General features: G+C 65.1%; 24 protein-coding genes. 20 read left to right on the top strand and 4 right to left on the bottom strand.

Translation table 11 applies throughout. The features are described from left to right. Positions 1-140 precede the first annotated feature (140 nt). The 7 genes from ASD76_RS16005 to mdlC all read left to right on the top strand — a co-directional run bounded on the left by ASD76_RS16005 (position 141) and on the right by mdlC (position 10099). Positions 141-1550 (top strand): MFS transporter, encoded by a 1410-nt coding sequence (locus ASD76_RS16005; RefSeq protein ID WP_055925387.1) that lies wholly within the window; start codon positions 141-143, stop codon positions 1548-1550. A gap of 145 nt (positions 1551-1695) precedes the next feature. Further along, positions 1696-3126 carry an NAD-dependent succinate-semialdehyde dehydrogenase gene (locus ASD76_RS16000; protein ID WP_200943123.1) on the top strand — a complete coding sequence of 477 codons (1431 nt, stop codon included), beginning with the start codon at positions 1696-1698 and terminating at the stop codon, positions 3124-3126. Between the two features lie 28 nt (positions 3127-3154). Next, positions 3155-4720 (top strand): FAD-binding oxidoreductase, encoded by a 1566-nt coding sequence (locus ASD76_RS15995; protein WP_055925384.1) that lies wholly within the window; start codon positions 3155-3157, stop codon positions 4718-4720. Position 4721: 1 nt separating this feature from the next. Next, positions 4722-5777, top strand: a complete 1056-nt coding sequence (locus ASD76_RS15990; protein ID WP_055925381.1) for an amidohydrolase family protein — start codon at positions 4722-4724, stop codon at positions 5775-5777. Between the two features lie 23 nt (positions 5778-5800). Further along, positions 5801-6658 (top strand): SDR family oxidoreductase, encoded by an 858-nt coding sequence (locus ASD76_RS15985; protein WP_055925378.1) that lies wholly within the window; start codon positions 5801-5803, stop codon positions 6656-6658. Between the two features lie 60 nt (positions 6659-6718). After that, complete coding sequence (locus ASD76_RS15980; protein ID WP_055925375.1) at positions 6719-8350, top strand: MFS transporter; 1632 nt, start codon at positions 6719-6721, stop codon at positions 8348-8350. A gap of 186 nt (positions 8351-8536) precedes the next feature. Next, complete coding sequence (mdlC, locus tag ASD76_RS15975) at positions 8537-10099, top strand: benzoylformate decarboxylase (protein WP_055925372.1); 1563 nt, start codon at positions 8537-8539, stop codon at positions 10097-10099. Positions 10100-10102: 3 nt separating this feature from the next. On the opposite strand, the gene ASD76_RS15970 is transcribed toward mdlC, so the two are convergent. Next, a complete protein-coding gene (locus tag ASD76_RS15970) occupies positions 10103-10651 on the bottom strand; it encodes a PilZ domain-containing protein (protein ID WP_055925369.1) in 549 nt (182 codons plus the stop codon). 222 nt (positions 10652-10873) lie between these two features. On the opposite strand from ASD76_RS15970, the gene ASD76_RS15965 reads away from it, so the two are divergent. Continuing rightward, positions 10874-11098: a hypothetical protein gene (locus tag ASD76_RS15965; protein WP_156457766.1), complete on the top strand. Its 225-nt coding sequence runs from the start codon at positions 10874-10876 to the stop codon at positions 11096-11098. Positions 11099-11152: 54 nt separating this feature from the next. On the opposite strand, the gene ASD76_RS15960 is transcribed toward ASD76_RS15965, so the two are convergent. Then, positions 11153-11614, bottom strand: a complete 462-nt coding sequence (locus tag ASD76_RS15960) for a DUF3237 domain-containing protein (RefSeq protein ID WP_235506811.1) — start codon at positions 11612-11614, stop codon at positions 11153-11155. Positions 11615-11714: 100 nt separating this feature from the next. Here ASD76_RS15960 and ASD76_RS15955 point away from each other — a divergent pair, with 100 nt between their 5' ends. Then, complete coding sequence (locus tag ASD76_RS15955; protein ID WP_055925360.1) at positions 11715-13373, top strand: GMC family oxidoreductase; 1659 nt, start codon at positions 11715-11717, stop codon at positions 13371-13373. A 111-nt stretch (positions 13374-13484) separates the two neighbouring features. On the opposite strand, the gene ASD76_RS15950 is transcribed toward ASD76_RS15955, so the two are convergent. Together ASD76_RS15950 and ASD76_RS15945 are read right to left on the bottom strand one after the other, a co-directional pair. Further along, positions 13485-13889 (bottom strand): hypothetical protein, encoded by a 405-nt coding sequence (locus tag ASD76_RS15950; RefSeq protein WP_156457765.1) that lies wholly within the window; start codon positions 13887-13889, stop codon positions 13485-13487. A 197-nt stretch (positions 13890-14086) separates the two neighbouring features. Then, the gene (locus ASD76_RS15945; RefSeq protein ID WP_055925353.1) at positions 14087-15556 is read right to left on the bottom strand and encodes a carotenoid oxygenase family protein; all 1470 of its coding nucleotides are present in this window, start codon (positions 15554-15556) and stop codon (positions 14087-14089) included. A 91-nt stretch (positions 15557-15647) separates the two neighbouring features. Here ASD76_RS15945 and ASD76_RS15940 point away from each other — a divergent pair, with 91 nt between their 5' ends. The 11 genes from ASD76_RS15940 to ASD76_RS18050 all read left to right on the top strand — a co-directional run bounded on the left by ASD76_RS15940 (position 15648) and on the right by ASD76_RS18050 (position 26278). Continuing rightward, positions 15648-16100, top strand: a complete 453-nt coding sequence (locus tag ASD76_RS15940; RefSeq protein WP_235506808.1) for a MarR family winged helix-turn-helix transcriptional regulator — start codon at positions 15648-15650, stop codon at positions 16098-16100. A gap of 31 nt (positions 16101-16131) precedes the next feature. Further along, the gene (locus ASD76_RS15935) at positions 16132-17496 is read left to right on the top strand and encodes an MFS transporter (RefSeq protein WP_200943122.1); all 1365 of its coding nucleotides are present in this window, start codon (positions 16132-16134) and stop codon (positions 17494-17496) included. Positions 17497-17593: 97 nt separating this feature from the next. Continuing rightward, entirely contained in the window at positions 17594-18706 is a 1113-nt protein-coding gene (locus tag ASD76_RS15930) for an S-(hydroxymethyl)glutathione dehydrogenase/class III alcohol dehydrogenase (RefSeq protein ID WP_055925351.1), read from the top strand. A 172-nt stretch (positions 18707-18878) separates the two neighbouring features. Further along, positions 18879-19268 carry a VOC family protein gene (locus ASD76_RS15925; RefSeq protein WP_055925348.1) on the top strand — a complete coding sequence of 130 codons (390 nt, stop codon included), beginning with the start codon at positions 18879-18881 and terminating at the stop codon, positions 19266-19268. Between the two features lie 146 nt (positions 19269-19414). Next, complete coding sequence (locus ASD76_RS15920; protein ID WP_055925345.1) at positions 19415-19792, top strand: VOC family protein; 378 nt, start codon at positions 19415-19417, stop codon at positions 19790-19792. A 24-nt stretch (positions 19793-19816) separates the two neighbouring features. After that, on the top strand, positions 19817-20650 hold the full coding sequence (gene fghA / locus ASD76_RS15915; RefSeq protein WP_055925342.1) for an S-formylglutathione hydrolase: 834 nt from the start codon (positions 19817-19819) through the stop codon (positions 20648-20650). Continuing rightward, on the top strand, positions 20647-21075 hold the full coding sequence (locus tag ASD76_RS15910) for an NAD(P)H-dependent oxidoreductase subunit E (protein WP_200943137.1): 429 nt from the start codon (positions 20647-20649) through the stop codon (positions 21073-21075). Before fghA ends, ASD76_RS15910 begins: the two co-directional genes overlap by 4 nt. Continuing rightward, positions 21075-22631 (top strand): NADH-ubiquinone oxidoreductase-F iron-sulfur binding region domain-containing protein, encoded by a 1557-nt coding sequence (locus ASD76_RS15905; RefSeq protein ID WP_055925338.1) that lies wholly within the window; start codon positions 21075-21077, stop codon positions 22629-22631. Before ASD76_RS15910 ends, ASD76_RS15905 begins: the two co-directional genes overlap by 1 nt. After that, the gene (locus ASD76_RS15900; RefSeq protein ID WP_055925334.1) at positions 22631-23161 is read left to right on the top strand and encodes a molybdenum cofactor guanylyltransferase; all 531 of its coding nucleotides are present in this window, start codon (positions 22631-22633) and stop codon (positions 23159-23161) included. Before ASD76_RS15905 ends, ASD76_RS15900 begins: the two co-directional genes overlap by 1 nt. After that, complete coding sequence (gene fdhF / locus ASD76_RS15895; protein ID WP_055925331.1) at positions 23151-25997, top strand: formate dehydrogenase subunit alpha; 2847 nt, start codon at positions 23151-23153, stop codon at positions 25995-25997. The genes ASD76_RS15900 and fdhF overlap by 11 nt, the downstream gene beginning before the upstream one ends. Continuing rightward, positions 25994-26278 carry a formate dehydrogenase subunit delta gene (locus tag ASD76_RS18050; RefSeq protein WP_082553897.1) on the top strand — a complete coding sequence of 95 codons (285 nt, stop codon included), beginning with the start codon at positions 25994-25996 and terminating at the stop codon, positions 26276-26278. Before fdhF ends, ASD76_RS18050 begins: the two co-directional genes overlap by 4 nt. Positions 26279-26301: the final 23 nt, after the last annotated feature.

Genomic DNA, 26301 nt, shown 5'->3' with positions numbered 1-26301 from the left:
TCTCCACTCGACGGATTGCGACGACGCGCGACGCGATGCGACAAATTTCCGTTCGCCTTTTCCTATTCACCACCTAGAAATCGGGGCAAGGAAAATTGCGACAAGACCCCGGCCGACCGGGGCCGCGCGGGGAGAGCACCATGGCAATCGCGCCAACCGGGCCCGGCACTGTCAGCGTCGAAACGGCCCCATCCGCAGCCACGCAACCGTGGCCGAGCGAGAAGGCCGGTTTCTACGCGCTGTTCGCCGTCGTGTTCGCGACTTTTGTCACCTTCCTCGACCAGACCGCGTTCGGCCTGCTCGCAGAGAAGATGAAGATCAGCTTCGGCATTTCCGACTTCACGCTCGGCTTGCTGCTCGGGCCGGTGACGGTCGTAGCCTATGTGGTCGTCGGCATCCCGCTTGCCCGTCTGGTCGACATCTTCCCGCGCAAGTTCGTGCTCTCGGCCGGGATCGCCGCGCTCGGCACGATCATGGCTCTGGGCGGCCTGGCGCAGAACCTCTGGCAGCTCGTCTCGACCCGGCTTTTCGTTGGTGCGAGCTCCTCCGCCAACGGGCCCGGTTCGTACTCGATCCTGGTCGACTACTTCAAACCACTGCGCATTCCGCTGGTCTTCGCGCTGCTGCAGCTCGGCTACATTCTCGGCAGTTCGGTTGGGAACATCGTGGGCGGACGCTTGATCCGCTGGACCGACACGCTGGGCGAGACGATCGGCTTCCTCGGGATCGAAATCTTTAGCTGGCAGCTGGTGCTGATCATGGTCGGCGCACCCGGGCTGCTCGCCGCGCTGATCTGGCTGACGGTCAAGGAACCGCCGCGCCGCAGCCCGCCCGAAGCGAGGCTGCTTGTCCCACCGTCGGCGCCTTTCGGACGCAAGATCGCGGCCTTCATGGGTTTCGACGCGGCGGTGGCGATTTGGAAACGCAAGTACGTGTTCCTGCCGCTGTTCGTGGCGCTGGCTATGTCGGCGACCGAGAGCCAGGGCCTGCCGCAATTCCGCGCGCCGTTCATCCTGCGCACTTACGAAGGCTGGGACGAAGCCCGGCTCGGCGACCTGCTCGGCAGCCTGCTGCTTGTGTCGATGCTGCTGGGGATCACCGCCGGTGGCGCCTTCGTGACCTGGCTGGGCAAGCGCTACAAGGACGCCAATATTCGCGCGACGGCGATCATCTTCACCTGCACCACCGTGGTCACCATCGCCATGCCGCTGATGCCAACGGGCGAGCTGGCGATCATCTGCATGGCGCTGTCGGTGTTCTTCGGCCTCGCCGGAGCTCCGGCGCAGAACGCGGCCGTCCAGCGCATCGCCCCCAACGAAATGCGCGGGCAGGTCACCGCGCTCTACCTGTTCATGTTCACCTTCTTCGGCGCCATGGGCCCGGCGGTGATCGGCTTCGTCAGCACTTTCGTGGTCGGGGACGAGCAGCAGATCTGGAAGGCGATCCTAATCACCGCGATTATCTTCCTGCCGACCGCCACGTTCTTCATGTGGCGTGGCATCAAGCCCTATCGCGAGGAAGTGGAGCGGCTCGAAGCGCTGGGTCTCTAACGGTACCCGTTGACTTGGCGCGGCGGTCGCCGCAATCGTAAGCAACACATACGAACCGGGAGAGTCGTCTGTCTTGCCGAAAGGGTCCCGCCCTCGCGCGGAACCTTACCGGTGCGGCTCTCTATTCCATGAAGGAGCCCCCGCCTTGGCCGACTATCCCGCCCTCCACATGATCATCGATGGCGAGAAAGTGTCCGGCGGCGGCCGGCGCACGTTCGAGGTGGTCAACCCCGTGACCGGCGAAGCGATCGGCGCGCTGCCGCTGGCCGAAGCCGGCGATCTCGACCGCGCGCTCGAAGTCGCGGCGAAGGGCTTCAAGATCTGGCGGAAGTCGAGCCCGCAGGAACGCGCCGCCGTCCTCACCGGCGCCGCCCGCCTGATGGCCGAACGCCAGGAGCAGCTCGCTCGCGTGGCGACGCTCGAGCAAGGCAAGCCGCTCGCCGAAAGCCGCATCGAAGTGATGATGAACGTCGGCCTGTTCAACTTCTACGCCGGCGAGTGCTTCCGCATCTACGGCCGCGAGCTGGTCCGCCCTGAGGGCACCCGCTCGACCGTGCGCCATGAGCCGGTCGGCCCGGTCGCGGCCTTCGCGCCGTGGAACTTCCCGCTCGGCAATCCCGGCCGCAAGCTCGGCGCGCCGATCGCGGCGGGCTGTTCGGTGATCATGAAGGCGGCGGAAGAGACTCCAGCCTCGGCGCTTGGCGTGTTGCAGTGCCTGCTCGACGCCGGCCTGCCCAAGGAAGTGGCGCAAGCGGTGTTCGGCATTCCTGACGAGGTCAGCCGCCACCTGCTCGGCAGCCCGGTGATCCGCAAGCTCAGCTTCACCGGCTCGACGGTGGTGGGTAAGCAGCTCGCCAAGCTGGCGGCGGACGACATGAAGCGCACCACGATGGAGCTCGGCGGGCACGGCCCGGTGCTGGTGTTCGGCGATGCCGACATCGACAAGGCGCTCGATACCGCAGTCGGCGGCAAGTACCGCAACGCTGGCCAGGTCTGCGTTTCGCCGACCCGCTTCATCGTCGAAGAAAACGTGTTCGAGAAGTTCCGCGACGGCTTTGTCGAGCGTGCGAAGAAGGTGAAGGTCGGTGACGGCCTGGTCGAAGGCACGCAGATGGGCCCGATGGCCAACCCCCGCCGGCCCGAGGCGATGGACCGCCTGATCGGCAACGCCAAGGACAAGGGCGCGACGCTGCACATCGGCGGCGAGCGCCTCGGCAACCAGGGCTTCTTCTACGCGCCCAGCGTGCTGTCGGAGATCCCGCTCGACGCCGACATCATGAACGAAGAGCCGTTCGGCCCGGTCGCTCTGATCAACCCGTTCAAGGGCGAGGAAGAGATGATCGCCGAGGCCAATCGCCTGCCCTACGGCCTCGCCGCTTATACCTGGACCGGCGACTACCGCCGCCAGCGCCGCCTCGCGGCTGAGATCGAATCCGGCATGATCGGCATCAACAGCCACATGATCGGCGGCGCGGACGCGCCGTTCGGCGGGGTCAAGTGGTCGGGCCACGGCAGCGAGGATGGCCCCGAGGGCGTGCTCGCCTGCATGGTGCTGAAGGCCGTGCACGAAGGATAACCACCGCGGCCGGATAGGAGAGGAAGCGATGGACGAACGGACCCTGCCCCCCGGCAGTCTCGCAGGCGCGATCAGTGCCATGCGCGAGGCGATCGGGGCCGACAACGTCCTGACCGATCCGGCTTCCATGGCCGATCACGGCGATCCCTTCGCGCCTCCCGGTGAGTGGTACCGCCCCGGCGCGGTGCTGCTGCCGGGCAGCGTGGAGGAGGTGCAGGCGGTGCTGCGCGTCGCCAACGAGCGTGGCACGCCGGTCTGGACCAGCAGCCAGGGCCGCAACAAGGGCTACGGCGGCGGGGCTCCGCGCGTGTCAGGTAGCTTCGCCCTCTCGCTGCGGCGCATGAACCGAGTGCTCGAAGTCGACGAGGACAATTGCTGGGCTCTGATCGAGCCCGGCGTGCGCTTCTTCGACCTCTACGACCACTTGCGCGCCATCGGCTCGAAGCTGTGGATGTCGGTGCCCGACCTGGGCGCCGGCAGCGTGATCGGCAACGCGCTCGACCACGGGGTCGGCTACACCCCGCTCGGCGATCACTTTGGCAATCATTGCGGGATGGAAGTCGTGCTCCCCGACGGCGAGGTGCTGCGCACCGGCATGGGCGGGATGAGCAATCCGCATGCCTGGCAGGTCTTCCCGCACGGCTGCGGGCCGACGCCCGACGGGCTGTTCACCCAGTCGAACTATGGCGTGGTCACCAAGATGGGCGTGTGGCTGATGCCGCCGCCGCAAGTCTACATGCCCGGCTGGCTTACCCTCGACAGCGAGGAGCAGTTCGGCCCGTTCCTCGAGGCTCTGCGCCCGCTGATGATCGACGGGACAATCCCCAACCAGCCGATGATCATCAACGCCGTCTGCGCCGCCAGCGCCTTCTGGGGGCGCGAGGATTGGTACACCGGCAGCGACCCGATCCCCGAAGAGGTGATCGACAAGATCGCCCAGACCCCCGGCTTCGGTCGCTGGGTCATGCGCTTTGCCCTCTACGGCGACGAGCCGGTGGTCGAACACAACCGCGCCAAGGTCGACGCCGCGCTCGGTTCCATTCCCGGCTGCAACATCACTTATTCCAAGTACGACGGCAGCGCCCTGCCCGGTTTCGAGAACCCGCACGAACGCGTCCAGGCCGGCATCCCGAGTATGGCGCTCGACCGCATGACCCGCTGGTACGGCGGCGAACAGGGCGGCCACATCGGCTTCTCCTGCGCCATGCCGATCACCGGGAAAGACGGCACCACCATCCGCGACATGGTTCGCCAGCAACTCAACGCCGACGGCCTCGACTATTCGGGCGTGTTCATCGTCAGCAAGCGCCACATGATCCACGTCGGCCTGGTAGTGTTCGACACCGAGGACGAACCCCAGGCCCGCGCCGCCTATGCCGCGTGCAAGGCGCTGGTCGGCCCGGCGGCCAAGCTCGGCTACGGCGAATACCGCAGCCATGTCGATTTCATGGACCTGGTCGCCGACCAGTACGACTTCAACAACAACGTCCAGCGGCGCTTCGCCGAGACCATCAAGGACGCCCTCGATCCGAACGGCATCCTCTCCCCCGGCAAGCAGGGCATCTGGCCCGCCGCCTATCGAACAGGAAGATGAATTGACTCACGAATTGAAGACCGGCGGTGACCGCGGTTACTTGCGCATTGCCACCGAAGAAGCGTTCGCCACCCAGGAACAGCTCGACGCGATCATGCGCCTGGTCAAGGAAGGCCGCGCCGACAAGGGCACCAAGAGCCTGTGGGGCTTCTACGGCACCAGCCCGAGCGAGCGCACCACCTTCATTCGCGAGCGCCTGCTCGACCTCGGGCCGCTACGCATCCAGGCGATGGACGAGGCCGGGATCGACAAGGCGGTGCTGGCGCTGACCAGCCCCGGCACCCAGTCGATGCACGACGCCGAAGAAGCCAAGCGCATCGCCCGCAACGCCAACGACCAGCTCAAGACCGCCTGCGAGACTTACCCCGACCGCTTCCACGGCATGATCGCCGTCGCCCCGCTCGACCCTGAGTGGTCGGCCGAGGAACTGCGCCGCGGCAAGGAAGAGCTCGGCTTCCACGGCGTGCAGATCAACAGCCACACCCATGGCCACTATCTCGACGAGGAGCAGTTCGACCCGATCCTGCGCGCCTGCGCCGATCTCGACCTGCCGCTCTACATCCACCCGCAAGGCCCGCCTGACGGCATGATCGGCGGCATGGTCGAAGCCGGGCTCGATGGCGCTGTTTACGGCTTCGGGGTCGAGACCAGCTACCATGCGATGCGCCTGCTCACGACCGGCGTGTTCGACCGCTATCCCAACCTGCAGCTGATGCTCGGCCATGGCTGCGAGGGGCTGCCGTTCTGGCTCTATCGCCTGGACTACATGCACAAGGCCGGCATCCGCAGCCAGCGCTACGACCGCTTGAAGCCGCTGCAGCACGACCTGTTCCACTACATGCGCAACAACGTCCTGGCGACGAACAGCGGCTTGCCGTTCGGCCCCTCGATCAAGCTGATGATCGAGGTCATGGGCGAAGACCGCGTGATGTACGCGATGGATTACCCCTATCAATACGTACCGGACGAAGTACGCTGGATGGACGATCTCGAGATCAGCGCCGCCCAGAAGAAGAAGTTTTTCCAGCGCAACGCCGAACGCTGGTTCAAGCTCTGAATCGAGAATTGAGAGGATTGCCGATGACGACTTATGCCGTGACAGGGGCCACCGGGAAGCTCGGCCGCCTGGTTCTCGACGAACTGTTGCAGAAGACCGATGCCGCGAACGTGGTCGCCCTCGCCCGCGATCCTGCGGCGCTGGCTGACTATGCCGCCAAGGGCGTGCAAGTGCGGGCGGCGGATTATGACGATCCGGCCAGCCTCGACGCCGCGTTCGCGGGTGTCGACCGGGTGCTGCTCATCAGCGGTAACGCCGTTGGCCAGCGCGAACGCCAGCACGGTGCGGTGATCGAGGCGGCGAAGAAGGCGGGTGTATCCTACCTCGCCTACACTTCGGTGCTCAACGCGCAGGGCTCGAAGCTGGCACTCGCCACCGAGCATGTGCTGACCGAGAAGCTGCTTGAGAAGAGCGGCCTCAACTACGACGTGCTGCGCATGCCGTGGTATTCGGAGAACTACACCGGCGCCCTCGCCCCCTCCATCGAGCATGGCGCGATCTACGGCGCAACGGGCGAAGGCCGCCTGTCCACCGCGACCCGCGCGGACCTCGCCGGCGGCGCGGTTGGCGCGCTGCTCAAGAGCCCCGGCGGCAAGGTTTACGAACTGGCCGGTGACACGAGCTGGACGATGGACGAGTTCGCTGCCGAAGTCGGCCGCCAGGCGGGCAAGCCGGTCAAGTACGTCAACCAGTCCGAAAGCGATTATGCCAAGACGCTGGAAAGCGTTGGCCTGCCGCCGCCGGTTGCCACCATGCTGGCGAGCACCAGCTACCTCTCAGGGTTCGGTGAACTCTACAGCGAGAGCAAGGACCTGAGCGAGCTGTCAGGCCGCCCGACCACGCCGATCAGCGAAACGATCGCGGCGGCATTGAAGGGCTGAGAATAGATCCTCCCCGAGCTTGCTCGGGGAGGATTTGGGAAGTTGGGGAGAGGAAAGACCATGGCTACGACGGTCGCTCACGAAGCGCTGAAACCTGCTGCAAAAGTCACGCGCGCGGGGTGGTATGCCCTGACGCTGGTTTCGGCGGCCCAGGCGATCAGCCTGCTCGACCGCCAGATCCTCTCGATCCTGGCCCCCGCGATCCGTGAGGACCTGGGCATCGGCGACGCCGAACTGGGCCTGCTCTACGGCACCGTGTTCTCGCTGTTCTACGCGCTGTTCTCGCTCCCGCTCGGCCGACTGGTCGACGGCTGGATCCGTACCCGTCTGCTCGGTATCTGCATCTTCGGCTGGTCGCTGGCGGCCGGCCTCGCGGCGTTCGCCAACGGGTTCGGGATGCTGGCCCTGTCGAGGCTCGGTGTCGGCGTCGGTGAAGGGGCGACACAGCCTGCCGCCAACTCGATCATCTTCGACGTCTTCCCGCGCGAGCGGCGCGGCACGGCGATGGCCGCGCTCGGCATCGCCACCGCGCTCGGTCTCGGCCTGTCGATGACGCTTGGCGGCGTGGTCGCCCACTGGTGGGACGTGCGCTACGCTGGGGTCGAAGCGCCGGGCGGCTTTTCCGGCTGGCAGTTCGCCTTCCTGGTCGCGGCTCTGCCCGGGCTGCTGTTGTCCGTGCTCATTTACCGCATGAAGGAGCCGACCCGCGGTGCCATGGACGGCATCGTCTCGCCGCCCGACCCGGCCCCGTTCACGGCCAGCGCCAAGGTACTCGGCGCGGTCACTCCGGGCGCGAACTGGTTCTATCTGTGGAACCACAAGGCCGGGGCAAAGCAGTGGACCGTGAACTTGGTCTCGCTCGCCGTGATCCTGGTGTTCTGCGTCGCCATGACGCGCATCACCCAGGCTTTCTCTCCGCGCCCGCCGATCGAAGCGCTCGGCCTCTCCATCGACCCGCACGTGCTGCAGTGGTCAGTCGTCGCCATCGGCGCGTTCGTGATCCTCAACCTGTTCCAGTCGTTCAAGCTGACCGACCGCGCGACCTACAACGTCGTCAGTTCGCCTTCGGTTATCCTGTTGATCGTGGTCGCGGGCTTCCAGACCTCGATCAACTACGGCGTGATGGGCTTCACCCCGTCGTTCCTCAACCGCGCCTTCGGCCTCTCGCCCGCCCAGACCGGCGTGCAGTTCGGCCTGCTCGCCGCGGTGCTGGGGATGATCGGACCAATCGTCGCCGGACCGCTCAGCGACTGGCTGACCGCGCGCATGGGCGGCAAGGGCCGGGTTTGGCTGACGATCTTCTCGCTCGGCATCTCGCCTTTCTTCGGCATCTGGACCTTCAGCGCCACCAACCCGACCGAGTTCTACCTGCGCTTCGTCGGCTACAGCTTGATCCTGACGCTGTGGCTGCCGCCGCTCTATTCGCTGCTCTATGACCTGGTGCTGCCGCGCATGCGCGGGATCACCTCGTCGCTGTTCATCATCATCACCACGCTGCTGGGCCTGGGCATGGGTCCGTATTTCGTCGGCATCGTCAGCGACAGGAACGGCGGCGACCTGGGGCAAGCGATCATGTCGATCAACGTGGTGGTCCCGGCGATCCTGGTCTGCCTGTTTGTGATCCTGTTCCGGGTGAACCGGGATGAGGCGACGATGCTTGAACGGGCACGCGCCGGCGGCGAGGCTGTCTGACGATTTGTCTAGATCCTCCTCGAGCTCGCTCGGGGAGGATCCAGCTCCGTTACTCCAAAGTCAGAAAAAACTTTCCTACAACCAGTGACTTAAGCCATTACGACCCATGCCAATCACCCAGCTTCGCAGACAGTCCCCTCGTGCAGGGCTTGAAGCCCGCTTTGCTCAGCGCGTAAGGGCCTGAACATGCCTACAGTCAGAGAAGCCGCCTTCCGCGTATTCGAACACTTCGGTGTCGACCGCCTGTTCGGAAACCCCGGCAGCACCGAGCTGCCGATGCTCAAGGCCATGCCCGAAGGCTTCCGCTACGTCCTCGGCCTGAACGAGGCGGTCGTAGTCGGCATGGCGGACGGCTTTGCCCGCTCATCGGGCAAGCCGGCGCTGGTCAACCTGCATAGCGCGGCCGGCACCGGCCATTCGCTCGGCAACTTGTTCACCGCGTGGAAGAACAACACGCCGATCGTGGTCACGGCCGGGCAGCAGGCCCGCAGCATCCTGCCGTACGATCCGTTCCTCTACGCCGAACGGCCGACCGAATTCCCGCGACCTTACGTCAAGTACGCCATCGAGCCGGCCCGTGCTGAAGACGTGCCGCTGGCCTTGGTGCGCGCTTTCGTCACCGCGATGACTCCGCCGATGGGGCCGTGCTTCGTGTCGATCCCGGTCGACGACTGGGAGCGCGAATGCGACTGGGCGCCCTTGCCCGACCTGACCTTGCGTGCAGTCCCCTCGGCAACCGGCATCGAACGGCTCGCCGCGATGATCGACCAGAGCAAGCGCCCTGCGCTGGTGATCGGCACCGGCGTCGCCAACGCGGGCGGCTGGGAAGCCGCCATCAAGCTGGCCGAGAAGGCCGGCTTCGCCGTCTGGGCGGCGCCCTATGCCGCGCGCGAAACCTTCCCGGAAAACCATCCGCAGTTTGCCGGCTTCCTCCCCGCCTGGCGCGACAAGCTGCGTGATCTCCTGGCGCCCCACGATGCGATCCTCGTCGCCGGGGCACCGGTGTTCACCTATCACGTCGAAGGCAGTGGCCCGCATTGGCCCGATAACGCCACGCTCATGGCCCTGAGCGACGATCCGCAGCACCTCGCCGCGCTTCCGGGTGGCGGCGGCGTCCTGGGTGACGTGGCCGACGGGCTCGCCCAGCTGTGCGAGCGAGTGAATGCGCGCGCCTTCACCGGTAGGTCGCACCAGCTCAAGGATCCGGAGCCGGCCATGACCGCGGCCTATGTGCTCAAGCGCATCGCGGCGCTGCGTCCGGCGGAAGCGGTGATCGTGGAGGAAGCCCCCACCGCGCGGGGACCCGAGCACGACACGCTGCCGATCACTCGTCAGGGCGGGTTCTACACCTGTGCCAGCGGGGGTCTGGGCTACTCGCTACCGGCTTCGATCGGCGTGGCCCAAGGCCAACCCGACAAGGTCATCGCCATCCTCGGCGATGGCTCCGCAATGTACACAATCCAGGGCCTGTTCTCGGCGCGGGAGGAGCAGGCCAACGTCAGCTTCGTGATCCTCAACAACGGCGCCTATGCAGCGTTGACCGGCTTCTCGGCCGAGTTCGGCATGAACCATGTGCCCGGATGCGACCTCACTGGCATCGACTTCGTCAAGCTCGCCGAAGCGCAAGGCCTGCCGGCACGACTGGTCGACAGCGTGGAGGCGCTGGACGAAGCCCTGAGCTGGAGTTTCGCGCAGAACGCGCCGACGCTGCTCGACGTGCGGATCGAATACGCGATCCACAGCCACTAAAGCCTAGAAATAGCAGCTGCAGATTCCGACCACGATCCCGATCACGCTGCTGCCGAGGATGAACGCCATGCCGGACTGGCTCCATCGGCCTTTATTGGACTGGCGTAGCTGCTGCATATCGAGCGAAGGACCGGCCTGAGGCGCGCGTCCCCTCACCTTGTTCAGCAAGGGATCGGCCGACTTGTCCCCGGCCCCCTTCGCCCAATCCCGGGCAAAACTCCTCGATTCAATCTTGGACTCTCGGTCCGACGGCCGCCAGTTTCGCGTCGCCAGGACCCAGTTGGAACTGATCGGATTGTCGAATTGCAGGCCAATCGTGTTCCCACTCTGCCAGACCCGAACCCCGAAGACCTCGAAGCCCATCCACCTCAGGACTCCGCCGTTGACCCGTTCCGGCCCGGAAAGCTGGAGGCGCGCACCGCTTTGCGACAGGTCCAGCAAGGTAATCGCTCTGGGGCCATTGACCGTCATGAGCTGGGCCGGAATTCCCAAGCGCAGGCGCGCGTGCGCCCGACGCGGGAGGAAGTCCAATCCAAGGGCAGTGCTGGCCATACCTCTGAATCGCGCATTAACCTCACCATCCCCGGAAGACCTAACTAAGCAAAGCCCCGTAGTTTTGACTCGATCCCAACGCGGCGGAGACCACCATCGCATCGCCAAGCACTAGCGCAGGATCAGACCACTTGCTGCCCTCAACAAAATCGTACAGAAGTATTGCTCGTCAAACGCTTGTTAGCGTAAGGGAATGAAACTCAACAATAAGAGGAGGTGGATATGTCTCTTGGTAGAAGTGCGTTACTAGCACTTTCAGCGATCTCATTGGCCAGCTCGCCGGTCCTGGCGCAGGCCGCCACTGGACCGGCTCCTCGCGCAGCAACGACGTTGGAAGATTCCGACGAGTTGACCGGCGTTGGCATTCTCCTCCCTCTGCTCGCGATCGTCGCGATCGTCCTCATCGCCGTCGCCGTGAACGACAGCGGTGATCCCGTCAGCCCTTGATTTAGATCCTGCTTAGTCCAGCGCCCCGCTGCCGCGGCAGCGGGGCGCTAGCCTTTAAAGCACGCGCCAGACCCACAGCTTGATGCTGCTGGCGTAACGCGCGCCCGAGCAGATGAAGATCGACTTGTTCATCCAGTCGTAGGGCCCTTCGGGGGCGATGAATTCCGGCACTGTGCGGAAGTAATATTCGGCCGGGTCCACATCTTCGCCCCGACGCAAGCGATCCATCACTTCGGCCGGGCCATGGCGCAGGCCCTTGTTGCGGATCTGGATCAGCACGCCGTCATCGGTTTCCAGGGCATAGATGGCATCGGCCACGGTTACGCCGTCGGGTCGGGTAAGCTGCCAGTCTGCCGAATTGCCCATCAGCTTACCGCTGATCTTCGGACCCTTCACATAGCCGCCGGCCACGATCGGGATGATCCGCCGTGTCCCGTCGACCACTTTGCCGATCTCTCGCGGGGCTTCCAGTTCGCCGCTCGCTTCATAGACATACTCAAGCTCGGGCTTGATCATGCGCCTCTCCTGCATTGCGGCTCAAGATTACGGTCCCTAGCGTGCCGCACAAGCGAATCGCGCGGTTACTGCGCAAATTGGGTTTGAGAGGAGAGCTGGAATGGCTGCGGATCTTTACGCAGACTATGTCATCGTCGGTGCGGGCAGCGCGGGTTGCGTGTTGGCAGCACGCCTGACGGAAAGCGGGGAGCACAAGGTCGTGCTGCTCGAAGCGGGCGGCGATGATCGCCCGCTCAAGGAACCGAGCCAGTTCATCTCCAACATCATGATCCACACGCCGATTGGCTTCGGCAAGACGCTCAACGATCCCAAGGTCAACTGGCTCTACGAGACCGAAGTCGACGAGGGGTCGGGTGGCCGCTCGCACAAGTGGCCGAAGGGCAAAGTGCTCGGCGGGTCGAGTTCGATCAACGGCATGCTCTACGTGCGCGGCCAGTCGGCCGACTATGACGGCTGGGCCCAGATGGGCGCGCGCGGGTGGAGCTGGGACGATGTCCTGCCCTACTTCCGCAAGAGCGAGCACCAGGAGCGTGGCGAGGACGAGTTCCACGGTTCCGACGGGCCACTCAACGTGTCCGACTTCCCGGATGAGCATCCCGTCTCTGCTGCGCTGGTCGAGGCCTGCCAGCAGGCCGGCATCCCTTACAAGAAGGACCTCAACGACGGGAACCAGGAAGGCTGCAGCTTCTTCCAGATGACCGCCAAGAACGGCCGACGCCACTCGGCCGCTGTCGCCTACCTCCACCCGGCGATGAAGCGCCCGAACCTGACCGTCGAAACCCGCGCGATGACCACGCGGATCATCTTCGACGGCAAGAAGGCGGTCGGCGTCGAGTTCAAGCAGAACGGGGAGACCCGCAAGGTCATGGTCGGGCGCGAGGTGATCCTCGCAGCCGGCGCCGTCGAAAGCCCCAAGCTTCTCGAGATCAGCGGTGTCGGCCAGGGCGCGCTGCTACAGGAGCTCGGCGTGAAGGTCGTGCATGAGTCGCCGATGATCGGCGAGAACATGCAGGACCACTACATGATCGGCTGCCAGGCGGCGCTCAAGGAGCCGCATCATTCGATCAACCAGCTGAGCCGCGGCGTGAAGCTGCTGGGCGAGATCGCCAAGTACGGCCTCACCCGCAAGGGCCTGCTGAGCTACGCCGTGGCGCATGGCTGCGCTTTCGTGAAGACGCGGCCGGAACTGCAGTTCCCCGACGTGCAAATCCACGTGATGGCCGCGTCGATGGACCTCGAATACCTCAACCAGTACCAGGGTCTGCGGCTCGACAAGGAGCCGGGCATGGCGTCCAACCCGTGCCAGGTCCGCCCGGAATCGCGCGGTTCGATCCACGCCAAGTCGCCCGACGGTACGGTGTGGCCGAAGATCGTGCCGAACTATCTGTCGGACCCGATCGACAAGCAGAGCGTGGTCGACCAGCTCAAGCTGATCCGCAAGATCTGGCAGCAGCCGGCGCTTGAGCCCTACCTCAAGTCGAAGGGCGATCCGTTCGGCAACACCGACGAGGAAATGCTCGCCTATGCCAAACTGGCAGGCGGCACACTCTATCACGCGGTCGGCACGGTCGCGATGGGCGACGAGCGCTATCCGCTCGACCCGCAGTTGCGGGTACGCGGGGTCGAGGGCCTGCGCGTGATCGACGCTTCGGTGATGCCGAAGATCAGCTCTGGCAACACCAACGCGCCGACCATCATGATCGCCGAAAAGGGCGCCGAGATGGTGCTCGCCGACGCCAAGCAGGCGGTGGAGGCTTAAGCCGAAACCCCTCTCCCCTTGGGAGAGGGAGCAGCGCCGCAAGGCGCGGAGGGTGAGGGTGTTGTCGATAGCGACGCACCCTCACCCAACCCTCTCCCAAAAAGAGAGGGCTTAGATCAACGTCAGCGCCGCGACCGCGGCCCCAGCGCAAAGCACTGCAAAGCTCCCGGCCCACAGGCCAACGCGGACGAAGTGGCCCTTCAGCGTCTCGTCCTCGACGATCTCGACCGGCTCCTCGCGCGCGAGCGCTGCACCCATGCCTGCCCCGAACGCCGGCTCCAACCGTGGCAGATTGACCGCCGAGGTCAGCGCCAACTTCTCGCTGGCAATGGCCAACCGCTGGTCGGCCAGCTCGGCCTCCAGCTCGCCGGCATCGGGCCCACCCTCGCCCTTCGCCAAGCCTTCGAGCTGCCGGTCGATGCCGACCAGCCGGTCGACCTGCTCCAGCGCCCGCCGGCGATTGCCCGAAAGCACCGCCAACTGCAGCCGCGCCTGGGCGAGCCCGCTGACGCGCATGAGGTTGAGTTCAGGTCGGAAGATCCCGCGCCTGTCCAAATGAAATAGTCCAATACCGTCAGCGACGGCGGCGGAGTGTGCGACCACTTGTCATCTCCCGTCGTCCCCTGTGCGAGACGGCCCTAACCCGCCGACCGGACAGGAAAAACTGCCTTCCGATCAGACGGGTTGGTATCGGGATGGGTGGACGCGTTACGTCAGGCGGCGAGCCCGATTTCCTCGCTCGGGGCGAAGTTGCCGTGCAGGCCGAAGCGCAGCTGGATCGGCACCTTGATCGTGGCGATTGGGCCCTTCTCGATGTCGAGCGCGTCGAACAGCAACAGGTCGCTGCGATGCTCTTCCAGGCGATTGCAGACCTGCACGATCCAGCCATCGCCTTCGGGCGCATCCTTGCTGCGCGGGATGAAGCACGGCTCCTGCAGGCTCGAGACCGGCCCGCACCACCAATGCTGCTCGGCCCCGGTTTCGAGGTCCTTGAGGAACAGGCAGTTCATCAGCAACCCACCGGCGCTGCCGCCCTTGAGCTCGACCGGACGGCGCATGTCCATTTCGAGGAACCAGCCGTAGCGGTTCTTCTTACCGGCGAAGCGGTCGTCGATGCGCGGGAACTCGGCCGCCGTGTCGGTCAGCTTGGTTACCGCCTCGAAGTCCTCGCCGTTGCTGGCCAGGTCGACGGTCCAATCGCTGAGGAAGCTCATCGCCTCCATGCCATTGAACGGGGCGCCGTGGACGTCGGGGAAGAACGGGAACATGTTGTTCTTCGCTTCGCAGGTGAGGAAGTGGACTTTGGTCCCTTCCTGCCAGGCGTTGAGCACGTGGCTGGCGAAGCAGTTGTCGCGCTTGAACCAGCGGATGTCTTCCTGCTTGAGGTCATCACGCCGCGGGATCACGCCCAGATAGACCGGCAGCGTGGTGTCGAAGCCGAAGTGCGGCAGGCCCTTTTCCAGCCGCTCCCACGAACCGATCGAGGGCACGATATGGAGGATCAGGTAATCCTCGGTGATCCCGAAGTCGTGCATCATGCAGTAGTAGGGAACCTTGAACCACTTCTCGCGGACCAGTTCACCCTCGGGATTCACTTCGTAGTAAGTCACGTCATCGGTGCACAGGCCCGAGGCGGCATAGCCGATGGCGATCATGTTGCCGGTCTTCGGATCGATCTTCGGGTGCGAGGTGAAGGTCTCCCCCGTCATCTTTCCGCCGAACTTCTCGAACCCGATGGTCTCCATCGTCGCCGGGTCCATCAGCAGCGCGGGAGAATCCTCCTTCATCGCCCACAGCTTGCCAGCATAGATCCAGGCGTTGGTGTTGGCGGTGGAGCGATATTGACCCTTCACGCTCTCATCGTCGGTCAGCGGATTGCGATAGGCGCCGAACAGGGCCTTGCCGGCCTCGTTCTCCAGCTTCCACTTGTCGGTCTGAGCCCAGCGCTGGCGGAAGTCGCACTGGCCGTCGTGGAAATGGAAGCGGGTGATCATCCCGTCGCCGTTGAACGAGATGTCATCGCCCAGGCGCGGGGGGAACTGCGGATCGGGCTGCACGCGATAGAACGCGCCATCGAGCTCTGGCGGAATCGTCCCTTCGTGCTGAAGGTCGTTGATGTCCGCTTCGATCCGGCTGGGGGTGTTGAAGCCGGTGAAGCTCGGGGTCTGGGGAAAATGCGCCATCGGATCCTCTCATTTGGCGTGCCGCCTTGTTGCGGACGATTGTATGCTCCACTAACGATTAGGCAAGGGATGGGGTGAGGATTAGGGGCTGGTGCCGACGCTGAAACTGATGGATGTCAAATCCCGGGGCCTTGGGGGGCTCGATGGGGTCGTGGGCTTCCATCTCCGGCTCGCGCATGGCGCAGTCTACCGCCACTTCACCGAGACCTTTGCCAACCTCGATCTCACGCAAAAACAGGTCTCTGCCCTGTGGTTGGCGGCTGAGGAGCCGGGCATTTCCCAGGTCGAGCTGGGCCGGAAGCTGAGCATGGACCGGGCGACGACGATGACGATCGTCAACCGCCTGCAGGATCGCGATTTCATGCGGCGCGAACGCTCGGACAGCGACGGACGCAAGCAGGCCCTCCACGTGACGCAGGCGGGACTTGCCGCGCTGGACGAGGCCAAAGTCTGCATCGCCGAACACGAAAACTGGCTCAAGGCGCGCTTCACCGCCGCCGAAGTCGAAAAACTGGTGGAAATGCTCACGCGAATCCACGAATGAGATCCCTTCTTGGGAGAGAGGAATACAAAAAATGGCCGGTGTCGCTGGGGGAACCAATCCCATCCAGGTGATCGACGACAACCCGATGAGTTTTCGTCAGTGGGTCGTCATCGTCCTTATGATCCTGCTGAACGCGCTCGACGGTTTCGACGTGCTTTCCAGCGCCTTCGCGGCTCCTGGCATTTCCGAAGAATGGGGCATTCCGCGCTCTGAGCTGGGCATCGTCCTGTCGGCCGAACTCGTCGGCATGGGCTTCGGTTCGCTGATCCTGGGCGGTGTGGCCGACAAGATCGGCCGTAAGCCGGCCATGCTGATCTGCCTCGTGGTCATGGCCATCGGCATGTACATGGCTCATGCGGCGACCGGGGTGTCCGAGCTGACCATCTGGCGGCTCATCACCGGCCTTGGCATCGGCGGCATGCTCGCTGCGACCAACGCCGTGACGGCCGAGACCTCGAACAAGAAAAACCGCAGCCTCGCCATGGCGCTCTACGTGATCGGCTACCCGTTGGGTGGTGTGATCGGCGGCTTCGCGGCGCAGAGCTGGCTGCTGGTCGACTATGACTGGCGCGCCGTGTTCCTGTTCGGCGCCATCGTCACCGCGGTGATGATTCCGCTGGTCATGCTGCTGGTTCCGGAAACCCCGGCCTACTACGCCGCGCGTCGTCCGGCTGGCGCTCTGGAGAAGATCAACAAGTCTCTTCGCGCGCTCCAGCAGCCCGAAATCGCCGAGCTTCCGCCGGTGCCGGAACAGGCCGCCAAGCCCAAGGTCACCGACATCCTGTCCAACCCGCGCCTGCGGCCGGTCACGCTGCTGCTGGCGTTCGGCTACATGTTCCACACCCTGACCTTCTACTTCATCCTGAAGTTCGCCGTGCAGATCGTGCACGACGCCGGGTTCACCCAGCCTGAGGCTGCGAGCACCCTGACCGTCGCCAACATCGGCGGCGCCGTGGGTGGTGCGATCTTCGGGTTCGCGCTCAAGAAGTGGGACATCAAGGGGCCGACCATTGTTGCGGCAGTGCTCGGTTCGGTGGCGGTCGCTGCATTCGGCATGGGTAGCGGGACGTTATGGGGGTGGCGGATTGCCGCGTTCCTGACGATGTTCTTCCTCAATGCCGCGATCGTTGGTTACTACGCCGCCTTCGCTCGGGGCTTCCCGGCTTATGCTCGCGCCACGGGTACGGGCTTCGTGCTCGGCGTTGGACGGGCCGGTGCGGCGGGTTCGCCGATCATTGCCGGGTTCCTGTTTACGGCGCTCGGCAATGAGCAGCTGCTGACGGTGTCGATCATCATGTCGCTCGGTGCGATCATTGGCGCCGGCCTGCTGTGGCTGCTGCCGATGCGCGATGCCGATGCGGATCTCGGGATTTCAACCGCGGAGGCGGCGCGCTGAGCGCCTGACCTGCGGTTGAAATTCAGGCTGGCGCGAGACGGACAGAAGGGCCATGGGCGCCTGAAAGTTCGTCCCGCCAGCCAGTGAGAGACCTGCCATGAAGACCCGTGCCGCTGTCGCCTTCGAAGCCAAGAAGCCGCTCGAGATCGTCGAGCTCGACCTCGAAGGTCCCAAGGCCGGGGAAGTCCTGGTCGAGATCATGGCGACCGGCATCTGCCACACTGACGCCTACACCCTCGACGGGCTCGATTCCGAAGGCCTGTTCCCGAGCGTGCTCGGCCACGAAGGCGCCGGCATCGTGCGCGAAGTCGGCGCGGGCGTGACCAGCGTCGTACCGGGCGACCACGTGATCCCGCTCTACACGCCGGAATGCCGCAAGTGTAAGTCGTGCCTCAGCGGCAAGACCAACCTCTGCACCGCGATCCGCGCCACTCAGGGCAAGGGCCTGATGCCCGACGGGACCAGCCGGTTCTCGTACAAGGGCCAGACGATCTTCCACTACATGGGCTGCTCGACCTTCTCGAACTTTACCGTGCTGCCCGAGATTGCGGTCGCCAAGATCCGCGAAGACGCGCCGTTCAAGACCAGTTGCTACATCGGCTGCGGCGTGACCACCGGCGTTGGCGCCGTGGTCAACACCGCCAAGGTCCAGGTCGGCGACAACGTGGTCGTGTTCGGCCTCGGCGGCATCGGCCTCAACGTGATCCAGGGTGCCAAGCTCGCCGGCGCGAACCTGATCATCGGCGTCGACATCAACCCTGACCGCGAGGCCTGGGGCCGCCAGTTCGGCATGACCCACTTCCTCAACACCAAGGGCCTGAGCCGCGACGAGACGATCGCCAAGATCCTCGAACTGACCGACGGCGGCGCGGACTACACCTTCGACTGCACCGGCAACACCGAAGTCATGCGCACCGCGCTCGAAGCCTGCCACCGCGGCTGGGGCACCTCGATCATCATCGGCGTGGCCGAAGCGGGCAAGGAAATCGCCACCCGCCCGTTCCAGCTGGTCACCGGCCGCAACTGGCGTGGCACCGCATTCGGCGGCGCCAAGGGCCGCACCGACGTGCCCAAGATCGTCGACTGGTACATGGACGGCAAGATCGCCATCGACCCGATGATCACCCACGTCCTGACCCTGGACGAGATCAACAAGGGCTTCGACCTGATGCATGCGGGCGAGAGCATCCGCAGCGTGGTGGTTTACTAAGCACCGTTTGGGGTCCTTCTTACCCCTGATCCGTTCGTCCTGAGCCTGTCGAAGGACGCTGGCGCAGCGCTGGCGTGGTTCGACAAGCTCACCACGAACGGAGGGGATTGCTGCCTCCATTGTAGGCGCGGTCAAGGGCCTACTTTCGCGGATACCCAATCGGGAGACTTTCATGTTCAGACACCTGGCCATCGGCACCGACGATCCCGAAGGCGCGCGTCGGTTCTACGACGCGACGTTCGCCCCGCTCGGCATCGCTGCAGCCACGACCGACGCCAAAGGGCGCTTGCTCTATCGCCACGACGGGGCGCTGCTGATCGTCGGCAGGCCAATCGATGGCCAACCGGCAACCCATGCCAATGGCGGCACGATCGGGTTCTCCGCACCGTCCGAAGCGGCCGTCCTCGGCTGGCACAGCGCTGGTCTCACCAACGGCGGAACCGAGTGCGAAGGCCAGCCCCTCAAGCGGGTCTCGCCGGCGACGGGTCGCGAAGTCACGGTCGCCTATCTGCGCGATCCCGCCGGAAACAAGCTTTGTGCGGTCTACGACGCGCCAGAGTGAAGGCCGTTTGGTCCCCGGCCGCTCGCGGGAGGGAGATTCCGACGAAACCGAAAAAACCGCTCGGGCACTTTCACAAGGGCGAAATTTTCGGCTATATGATGACAGTGCCTGATAAGGCCGCATAAGAATCGACAGGAGAGTCGCCGATGTTCACCCACGTATTTCTCGGCTCGAACGATATCGAGAAGAGCCGCCAGTTCTACGACGCCACCATGAGCGTCCTGGGCTACCAGAACGTCGCGCCGGTCGAAGCTGGCCGCCTGATCTATGCCGGCCCGCAGGGCACTTTCATCGTCGCACCGCCCTATGACGGCGAAGCTGCGACGGTTTCGAATGGCCACACCCTCGGCTTCTCCGCCCCTGACGACGAGACCATCGTGAAGTGGTACGAAGCCGGCCTGGCTGCTGGCGGTGTCGATGAAGGCGCCCCCGGCCCGCGCGCAGCCGCGCCGAACCAGTCGCACGGTGCCTATCTGCGCGATCCGGACGGCAACAAGGTCTGCGCGTTCCACATGCGCCACTGAGCGAAACGGACTAAGGCGCTAATCATGGAAGTCGTATCGACCGCGCGCGCGTTTGGCGGCACGCAAGGCGTTTACCGCCATGCCTCCAGCGAGACCGGCACGGACATGACCTTTGCGGTCTACGTGCCGGACCATGCGCCGGGCGCGAAGCTTCCGGTGCTGTGGTATCTCTCGGGCCTGACCTGCACCCACGCCAACGTGATGGAAAAGGGCGAGTACCGCGGGGCCTGCGCCGAACACGGGATCGTATTCGTCGCCCCCGACACCTCGCCCCGCGGTGACGACGTGCCCGACGACGAGGCCTACGATTTCGGCAAGGGCGCCGGCTTCTACGTCGACGCCACGCAGGAGCCGTGGGCCAAGCACTTCCGCATGCGTTCCTACATCGAGAAGGAACTGCCCGCTCTCATCGGTGCCGAGTTCCCGGTCGATATGGACCGCCAAGGGATCACTGGCCATTCGATGGGCGGTCACGGCGCGCTGACCATCAGCTTGCGCAATCCCGGACGGTTCCGCTCGACCAGTGCCTTTTCGCCGATCGTCAGTCCGATGAACTGCCCGTGGGGCGAGAAGGCCCTCGGCGGCTATCTCGGCGAGGATATGTCATCGTGGCGGCAATACGACGCCTGCGCCCTCATCAAGCAGGGCGCGCGTCTGCCGGACTTGCTGGTGGACCAGGGCACCGCAGACAACTTCCTCGATACGCAACTCAAGACGCAATTACTGGACGAGGCATGTCGCAAGGCCGATATGCCCGCCAAAATCAGGATGCAGGAGGGTTACGACCACTCCTACTTCTTCATCTCGACCTTCATGGACGAGCATATCGCCTGGCACGCGGAGAGGCTGAACAAGTGAGTACCAAAGAGCAGAGAGTCGCGGAGATCGTGGCCGAACACGCAGGCCGCGAGGGACCGATGCTCCCGATCCTGCATGACGTGCAGCACGAATTCGGCTGCGTCGATGGCGAGGCCGAGCGCGTTATCGCCGGCGCGCTCAACCTGAGCCGCGCCGAAGTGCACGGCGTGGTCAGTTTCTACCACGATTTCCACGAGAAGGCCGATCCGCGCCCCGTAGTGCAGATCTGCCGCGCCGAAGCTTGCAAGGCCCGCGGCGTCGAAACCCTGATGGCCGCCGCAAACCAGGCCGCCGGCGAGCGCGTTAAGCTCTCGACGGTCTATTGCCTCGGCCTGTGCAGCGCCGGGCCGAGCGCGCGTGTCGGTGACACGCTCCATGCGCGGCTCGATGCCGCAAGCCTCGCCAAAGTGATTGAGAACGCCTGATGTCCGAAACCCGTATCGTCCGCATTTCCGACGACGCGCTGGCCCGGGCGCTGGGCGCCGACGCGCTTGCTGCTGCATTCGCCAAGAAGGGCGTCGAAGTTCACCGCACTTCGAGCTGGGGCATGCACTGGCTCGAACCGCTGGTCGAAATCGAGGGCATGGGCTTCGGTCCGGCCACGCTCGATGATGTCGACGCCATCCTCGACGGATCGAGCAGCAAGGCCATTGGCGAAATCGTCGAACTGCCCTTCATCGCCCGCCAGCAGCGCCTGACCTTCGCGCGCGCCGGGCAGACCCGCCCGACCAACCTCGACGACTACGAGGAAACCGGCGGCTGGGCCGGGCTGCGCCGTGCGCGCCACATCGGTTCGGCCGAGATCATCGAGGAAGTGCTCGCTTCTGGCCTGCGCGGCCGTGGCGGCGCGGGCTTCCCCGCCGGCATCAAGTGGAAGACCGTGGCCGGCGCCGCCGGTCCGCAGAAGTACATCGTCTGCAACGCCGACGAAGGCGACAGCGGCACCTTTGCCGACCGCATGGTCATGGAAGGCGACCCCTACGCACTGATCGAGGGCATGGCGATTGCCGGTGAGGCCGTCGGGGCCAACCAGGGCTATATCTACTGCCGCAGCGAATACCCCGACGCGATCCGCAAGCTGACCGAAGCGCTGAAGCTGTGCGAAGGCATCATCGCCCCGTTCCGCTGCGAAGTCCGCACCGGTGCGGGCGCTTACGTCTGCGGTGAGGAAACCTCGCTGCTCAACTCGCTCGAAGGCAAGCGCGGCGAAGTGCGCGCCAAGCCGCCGCTTCCGGCGCTCGAAGGGCTGTTCGGAAAGCCGACCGTGGTCAACAACGTGCTGACTCTGTCCGCCGTGCCGCACATCCTCGCCGAAGGGGGCTCGGCCCAATACGTCGCGCTCGGCGTCGGCCGCTCCAAGGGCACCATGCCGATCCAGCTCGCCGGCAACATCAAGCACGGCGGCCTGTTCGAAACCGCGTTCGGCATCACCTTGCGTGAGCTGATCTACGACATTGGCGGCGGCACCGAGAGCGGCCGTCCGGTCAAGGCGGTGCAGGTCGGCGGTCCGCTGGGTGCCTATATCCACCCCGACCAGTTCGACATCCGCTTCGACTACGAGGAATATGCCGCGGCCGACGCGCTGATCGGCCATGCCGGCATCACCGTGTTCGACGATACCGCCGACATGGGCCAGATGGCCCGGTTCGCGATGGAATTCTGCGCAGTCGAAAGCTGCGGCAAGTGCACCCCGTGCCGCATCGGTTCCACCCGCGGGGTCGAACTGATCGACCGCATCCGCGCAGGCGGACGCAAGGCTGACGCGGTCGAAGTGCTGCCGGTCATGCACAACGCATCGAAGAAGGGCCGCTTGCCCGAACAGGACATCGGCCTGCTGGCCGACTTGTGCGAGACGATGAAGTTCGGCTCGCTTTGCGCGCTCGGGGGGTTCACACCCTACCCAGTGCTCAGCGCGCTCAAGAACTGGCCGGAAGACTTTATGCCTGAGAGCGAAAAAGTCCTCGATCGGAACAACGCCTAGTGATCCTCGGCGTCGTCCTTGCTGGCGGGCAATCGACCCGCTTCGGCAGCGACAAGGCGCTGGCCGAACTGGACGGGCATACCCTGCTCGCCCGGGCGGTCGATACGTTGTCCGGTTGGTGCGAGTATGTCGTTGTAGTGGGACGGGAAACCGCCCCTGCCCCGACCATCCCTGACTGGCCACACCCGCAAATGGGCCCGCTCGCCGGCATTGCCGCGGCGCTCCATTTCGCGCGTGACGAAGGCTACGATACGGTACTGACTTTGGGCGTGGATTCGCTCGGTTTGCCCGAGAATCTGCCCGAATTGCTGTCCCCCGCCCCGGCTTACCTGGAAAGCCAGCCGGTCGTCGGCCATTGGCCCGCGGGAGCCGTTGACGCGATTGAAACGTTGCTTCTGGCAGACACCAAGCATTCGATGCTTGCGTTTGCAGGCGCCATTGGCGCAACAGCCGTGAAAATCAGCGCCAAACCTGCTAATATTAATACGCCGGCGGATCTCGCCGCGATGGAGCGAAAAGATGGGATTTGAACGCCAGGAAGACTTCGGCACCCCCGAGGTCAAGTCCGACGAGATGGTGAGCCTCACCATCGATGGGCGTGAGGTGACGGTGCCTGCCGGGACCAGCGTGATGCGCGCGGCGGCCGAGATCGGTGGCCAGATCCCCAAGCTTTGCGCCACCGACAACATGAAGGCGTTCGGCTCCTGCCGCCTGTGCCTGGTCGAGATCGACGGCGCGCGCGGCACGCCCGCCAGCTGCACCACGCCGGTCATGCCCGGAATGAACGTCCACACCCAGACCCCGCGGCTCGAAAAGCTGCGCAAGGGCGTGATGGAGCTCTACATCTCCGACCACCCGCTCGACTGCCTGACCTGCAGCGCCAACAACGACTGCGAGCTGCAGGACGCGGCGGCGCAAGTCGGCCTGCGCGATGTGCGCTATGGCTTCGAAGGTGAGAACCACCTCGGCCTCGCGACCGACTTCTCGAACCCGTACTTCGATTTCGACCCGAGCAAATGCATCGTTTGCAGCCGCTGCGTGCGCGCGTGCGACGAAGTGCAGGGTACGTTCGCGCTGACGATCGACGGGCGCGGGTTTGGCTCCAAGGTCAGCGCCGGACAGGTCGAAGACAACTTCCTCGGCTCCGAATGCGTCAGCTGCGGCGCCTGCGTGCAGGCCTGCCCGACCGCGACGCTGCAGGAAAAGAGCGTCAAGGCGATCGGCAAGCCCGAGCGCGCCGTGGTCACCACGTGCGCCTATTGTGGCGTCGGCTGCACCTTCCGCGCCGAGATGCGCGGCGAACAGCTCGTGCGCATGGTGCCGTGGAAGGACGGCAAGGCCAACCGCGGCCACAGCTGCGTCAAGGGCCGCTTCGCCTATGGCTACGCCAACCACCGCGAGCGCATCCTCAACCCGATGATCCGCGAGAGCATCGACCAGCCCTGGCGCGAAGTCAGCTGGGACGAGGCGATGACCTACACCGCGGATCGCCTGAACAAGATCAAGGCTGAATCGGGCGCCCGCGCGCTCGGCGGCATCACCTCCAGCCGCTGCACCAACGAGGAAGCCTATCTCGTGCAGAAGCTGGTGCGTGGCGGTTTCGGCTCGAACAACGTCGATACTTGCGCCCGCGTGTGCCACTCGCCGACCGGGTTCGGCCTGTCGACCACCTTCGGCACCAGCGCCGGCACGCAGGACTTCGATTCCGTGATGGATTCGGACGTGATCCTGGTGATCGGCGCCAACCCGACCGATGCCCACCCGGTGTTCGGCAGCCGCATGAAGCGCCGCCTGCGCCAGGGCGCCAAGCTGATCGTGATCGACCCGCGCCGGATCGACCTCGTCCGCAGCCCGCACATCGAGGCCGCCTATCACCTGCCACTGCAGCCGGGCACCAACGTCGCCGTCATGACTAGCCTCGCGCACGTGATCGTGACCGAAGGCCTCGCCGACGAGAAGTTCATCCGCGAACGCTGCGACTGGGACGAGTACCAGGATTGGGCCCGCTTCGTCTCCGACGAGCGCCACAGCCCCGAAACGCTCGAAGCCGTCACCCGCGTTCCGGCGCAGGACCTGCGCGAAGCCGCGCGCCTGTTCGCCACCGGCGGCAACGGCGCGATCTACTACGGCCTCGGCGTGACCGAGCACTCGCAGGGTTCCTCGACCGTCATGGCGATCGCCAACCTCGCGATGGCGACCGGCAACATCGGCCGCCGCGGCGTGGGCGTGAACCCGCTGCGCGGGCAGAACAACGTGCAAGGCAGCTGCGACATGGGCAGCTTCCCGCACGAGCTGTCCGGCTACCGCCACATCTCCGACGCCGCGACGCGCAAGCTGTTCGAGGACGATTGGGGCGTGACGCTCGATCCGGAACCGGGCCTGCGCATTCCCAACATGCTCGACGCCGCCGTCGATGGCAGCTTCCGCGCGATCTACATCCAGGGTGAGGACATCCTGCAGTCCGACCCGGACACCAAGCACGTCGCCGCCGGCCTTGCCGCGATGGACTGCGTGATCGTCCACGACCTGTTCCTCAACGAAACCGCGAACTACGCGCACATCTTCCTGCCGGGTTCGACCTTCCTCGAGAAGGACGGCACCTTCACCAACGCCGAACGCCGCATCCAGCCGGTGCGCAAGGTGATGGAGCCGCTCAACGGCTACGGCGACTGGGAAGTGACCCAGCTGCTCGCCAACGCGATGGACCTGAACTGGACCTACACCCACCCGAGCCAGATCCTCGACGAGATCGCCCGCCTCACGCCGACCTTTGCCGGCGTGTCGTGGGACCGCCTCGACCGTGAAGGCTCGCTGCAGTGGCCGGTCAACGAGAAGTTCCCCGAAGGCGCGCCGATCATGCACGTCGACGGCTTCGTGCGCGGCAAGGGCAAGTTCGTGGTCACCGAATACGTGCCGACCGACGAGAAGACCGGCCCGCGCTTCCCGCTGCTGCTGACCACCGGCCGCATCCTCAGCCAGTACAACGTCGGCGCGCAGACACGGCGCACCGACAACGTGCTGTGGCACCAGGAAGACTTGCTCGAAATGCACCCGAGCGATGCCGAGAACCGCGGTCTCAAGACCGACGACTGGGCCAAGCTCACCAGCCGCTCGGGCGAGACCACTTTGCGCGTCCTCGTCACCGACCGCGTGGCGCCGGGCGTGGTCTACACCACGTTCCACCACCCGGCGACGCAGGCCAACGTGGTCACCACCGACTTCTCCGACTGGGCCACCAACTGTCCTGAGTACAAGGTGACCGCGGTGCAGATCATGCCGTCCAACGGTCCGTCCGAATGGCAGGAAGACTATAACGAGCAAGCCGAACGCTCGCGCCGTATCGTCCAGGCGGAGCCGGCCGAATGAGCGAAGGCACGATCGTCAAACTGCGGCGCATGGCTAACCAGATCGGGCTCAACTACGCCTCGATCGGCGCCGACAGCGCCGTTCTGGCCACCGCGGATCACATCAAGAAGTTCTGGGATCCGCGCATGAAGGCGCAGATCTTCGCCGACAATCGCACCGACCTTTCGCCGATTGCGACGGCGGCGATCGACCTGCTCGCGTCGGGCGTGACCCCCACGCCGCAATCGGGCGGCACCGAGTTCAACCGGGTCGACGAGGTTGGCCATTCCGACGCGGGGTGAGCGCCCTTCTTCCCTCCCGCTTG

The sequence above is a fragment of the Altererythrobacter sp. Root672 genome, assembly GCF_001427865.1.
GTDB lineage: Bacteria > Pseudomonadota > Alphaproteobacteria > Sphingomonadales > Sphingomonadaceae > Croceibacterium_A.
The sequence above is the reverse complement of the archived record's forward strand: the minus strand, read 5'-3'. Positions and strand labels throughout refer to the sequence as shown.

Bases quoted from the DNA above. Each gene is read 5' to 3' on its own strand.
- ASD76_RS16005 (WP_055925387.1), top strand. From the start codon at position 141: ATGGCAATCGCGCCAACCGGGCCCGGCACTGTCAGCGTCGAAACGGCC.
- ASD76_RS15995 (WP_055925384.1), top strand. From the start codon at position 3,155: ATGGACGAACGGACCCTGCCCCCCGGCAGTCTCGCAGGCGCGATCAGT.
- ASD76_RS15985 (WP_055925378.1), top strand. From the start codon at position 5,801: ATGACGACTTATGCCGTGACAGGGGCCACCGGGAAGCTCGGCCGCCTG.
- ASD76_RS15980 (WP_055925375.1), top strand. From the start codon at position 6,719: ATGGCTACGACGGTCGCTCACGAAGCGCTGAAACCTGCTGCAAAAGTC.
- mdlC (WP_055925372.1), top strand. From the start codon at position 8,537: ATGCCTACAGTCAGAGAAGCCGCCTTCCGCGTATTCGAACACTTCGGT.
- ASD76_RS15970 (WP_055925369.1), bottom strand. From the start codon at position 10,651: ATGGCCAGCACTGCCCTTGGATTGGACTTCCTCCCGCGTCGGGCGCAC.
- ASD76_RS15965 (WP_156457766.1), top strand. From the start codon at position 10,874: ATGTCTCTTGGTAGAAGTGCGTTACTAGCACTTTCAGCGATCTCATTG.
- ASD76_RS15960 (WP_235506811.1), bottom strand. From the start codon at position 11,614: ATGATCAAGCCCGAGCTTGAGTATGTCTATGAAGCGAGCGGCGAACTG.
- ASD76_RS15955 (WP_055925360.1), top strand. From the start codon at position 11,715: ATGGCTGCGGATCTTTACGCAGACTATGTCATCGTCGGTGCGGGCAGC.
- ASD76_RS15950 (WP_156457765.1), bottom strand. From the start codon at position 13,889: ATGCGCGTCAGCGGGCTCGCCCAGGCGCGGCTGCAGTTGGCGGTGCTT.
- ASD76_RS15945 (WP_055925353.1), bottom strand. From the start codon at position 15,556: ATGGCGCATTTTCCCCAGACCCCGAGCTTCACCGGCTTCAACACCCCC.
- ASD76_RS15935 (WP_200943122.1), top strand. From the start codon at position 16,132: ATGGCCGGTGTCGCTGGGGGAACCAATCCCATCCAGGTGATCGACGAC.
- ASD76_RS15930 (WP_055925351.1), top strand. From the start codon at position 17,594: ATGAAGACCCGTGCCGCTGTCGCCTTCGAAGCCAAGAAGCCGCTCGAG.
- ASD76_RS15925 (WP_055925348.1), top strand. From the start codon at position 18,879: ATGTTCAGACACCTGGCCATCGGCACCGACGATCCCGAAGGCGCGCGT.
- ASD76_RS15920 (WP_055925345.1), top strand. From the start codon at position 19,415: ATGTTCACCCACGTATTTCTCGGCTCGAACGATATCGAGAAGAGCCGC.
- fghA (WP_055925342.1), top strand. From the start codon at position 19,817: ATGGAAGTCGTATCGACCGCGCGCGCGTTTGGCGGCACGCAAGGCGTT.
- ASD76_RS15905 (WP_055925338.1), top strand. From the start codon at position 21,075: ATGTCCGAAACCCGTATCGTCCGCATTTCCGACGACGCGCTGGCCCGG.
- fdhF (WP_055925331.1), top strand. From the start codon at position 23,151: ATGGGATTTGAACGCCAGGAAGACTTCGGCACCCCCGAGGTCAAGTCC.
- ASD76_RS18050 (WP_082553897.1), top strand. From the start codon at position 25,994: ATGAGCGAAGGCACGATCGTCAAACTGCGGCGCATGGCTAACCAGATC.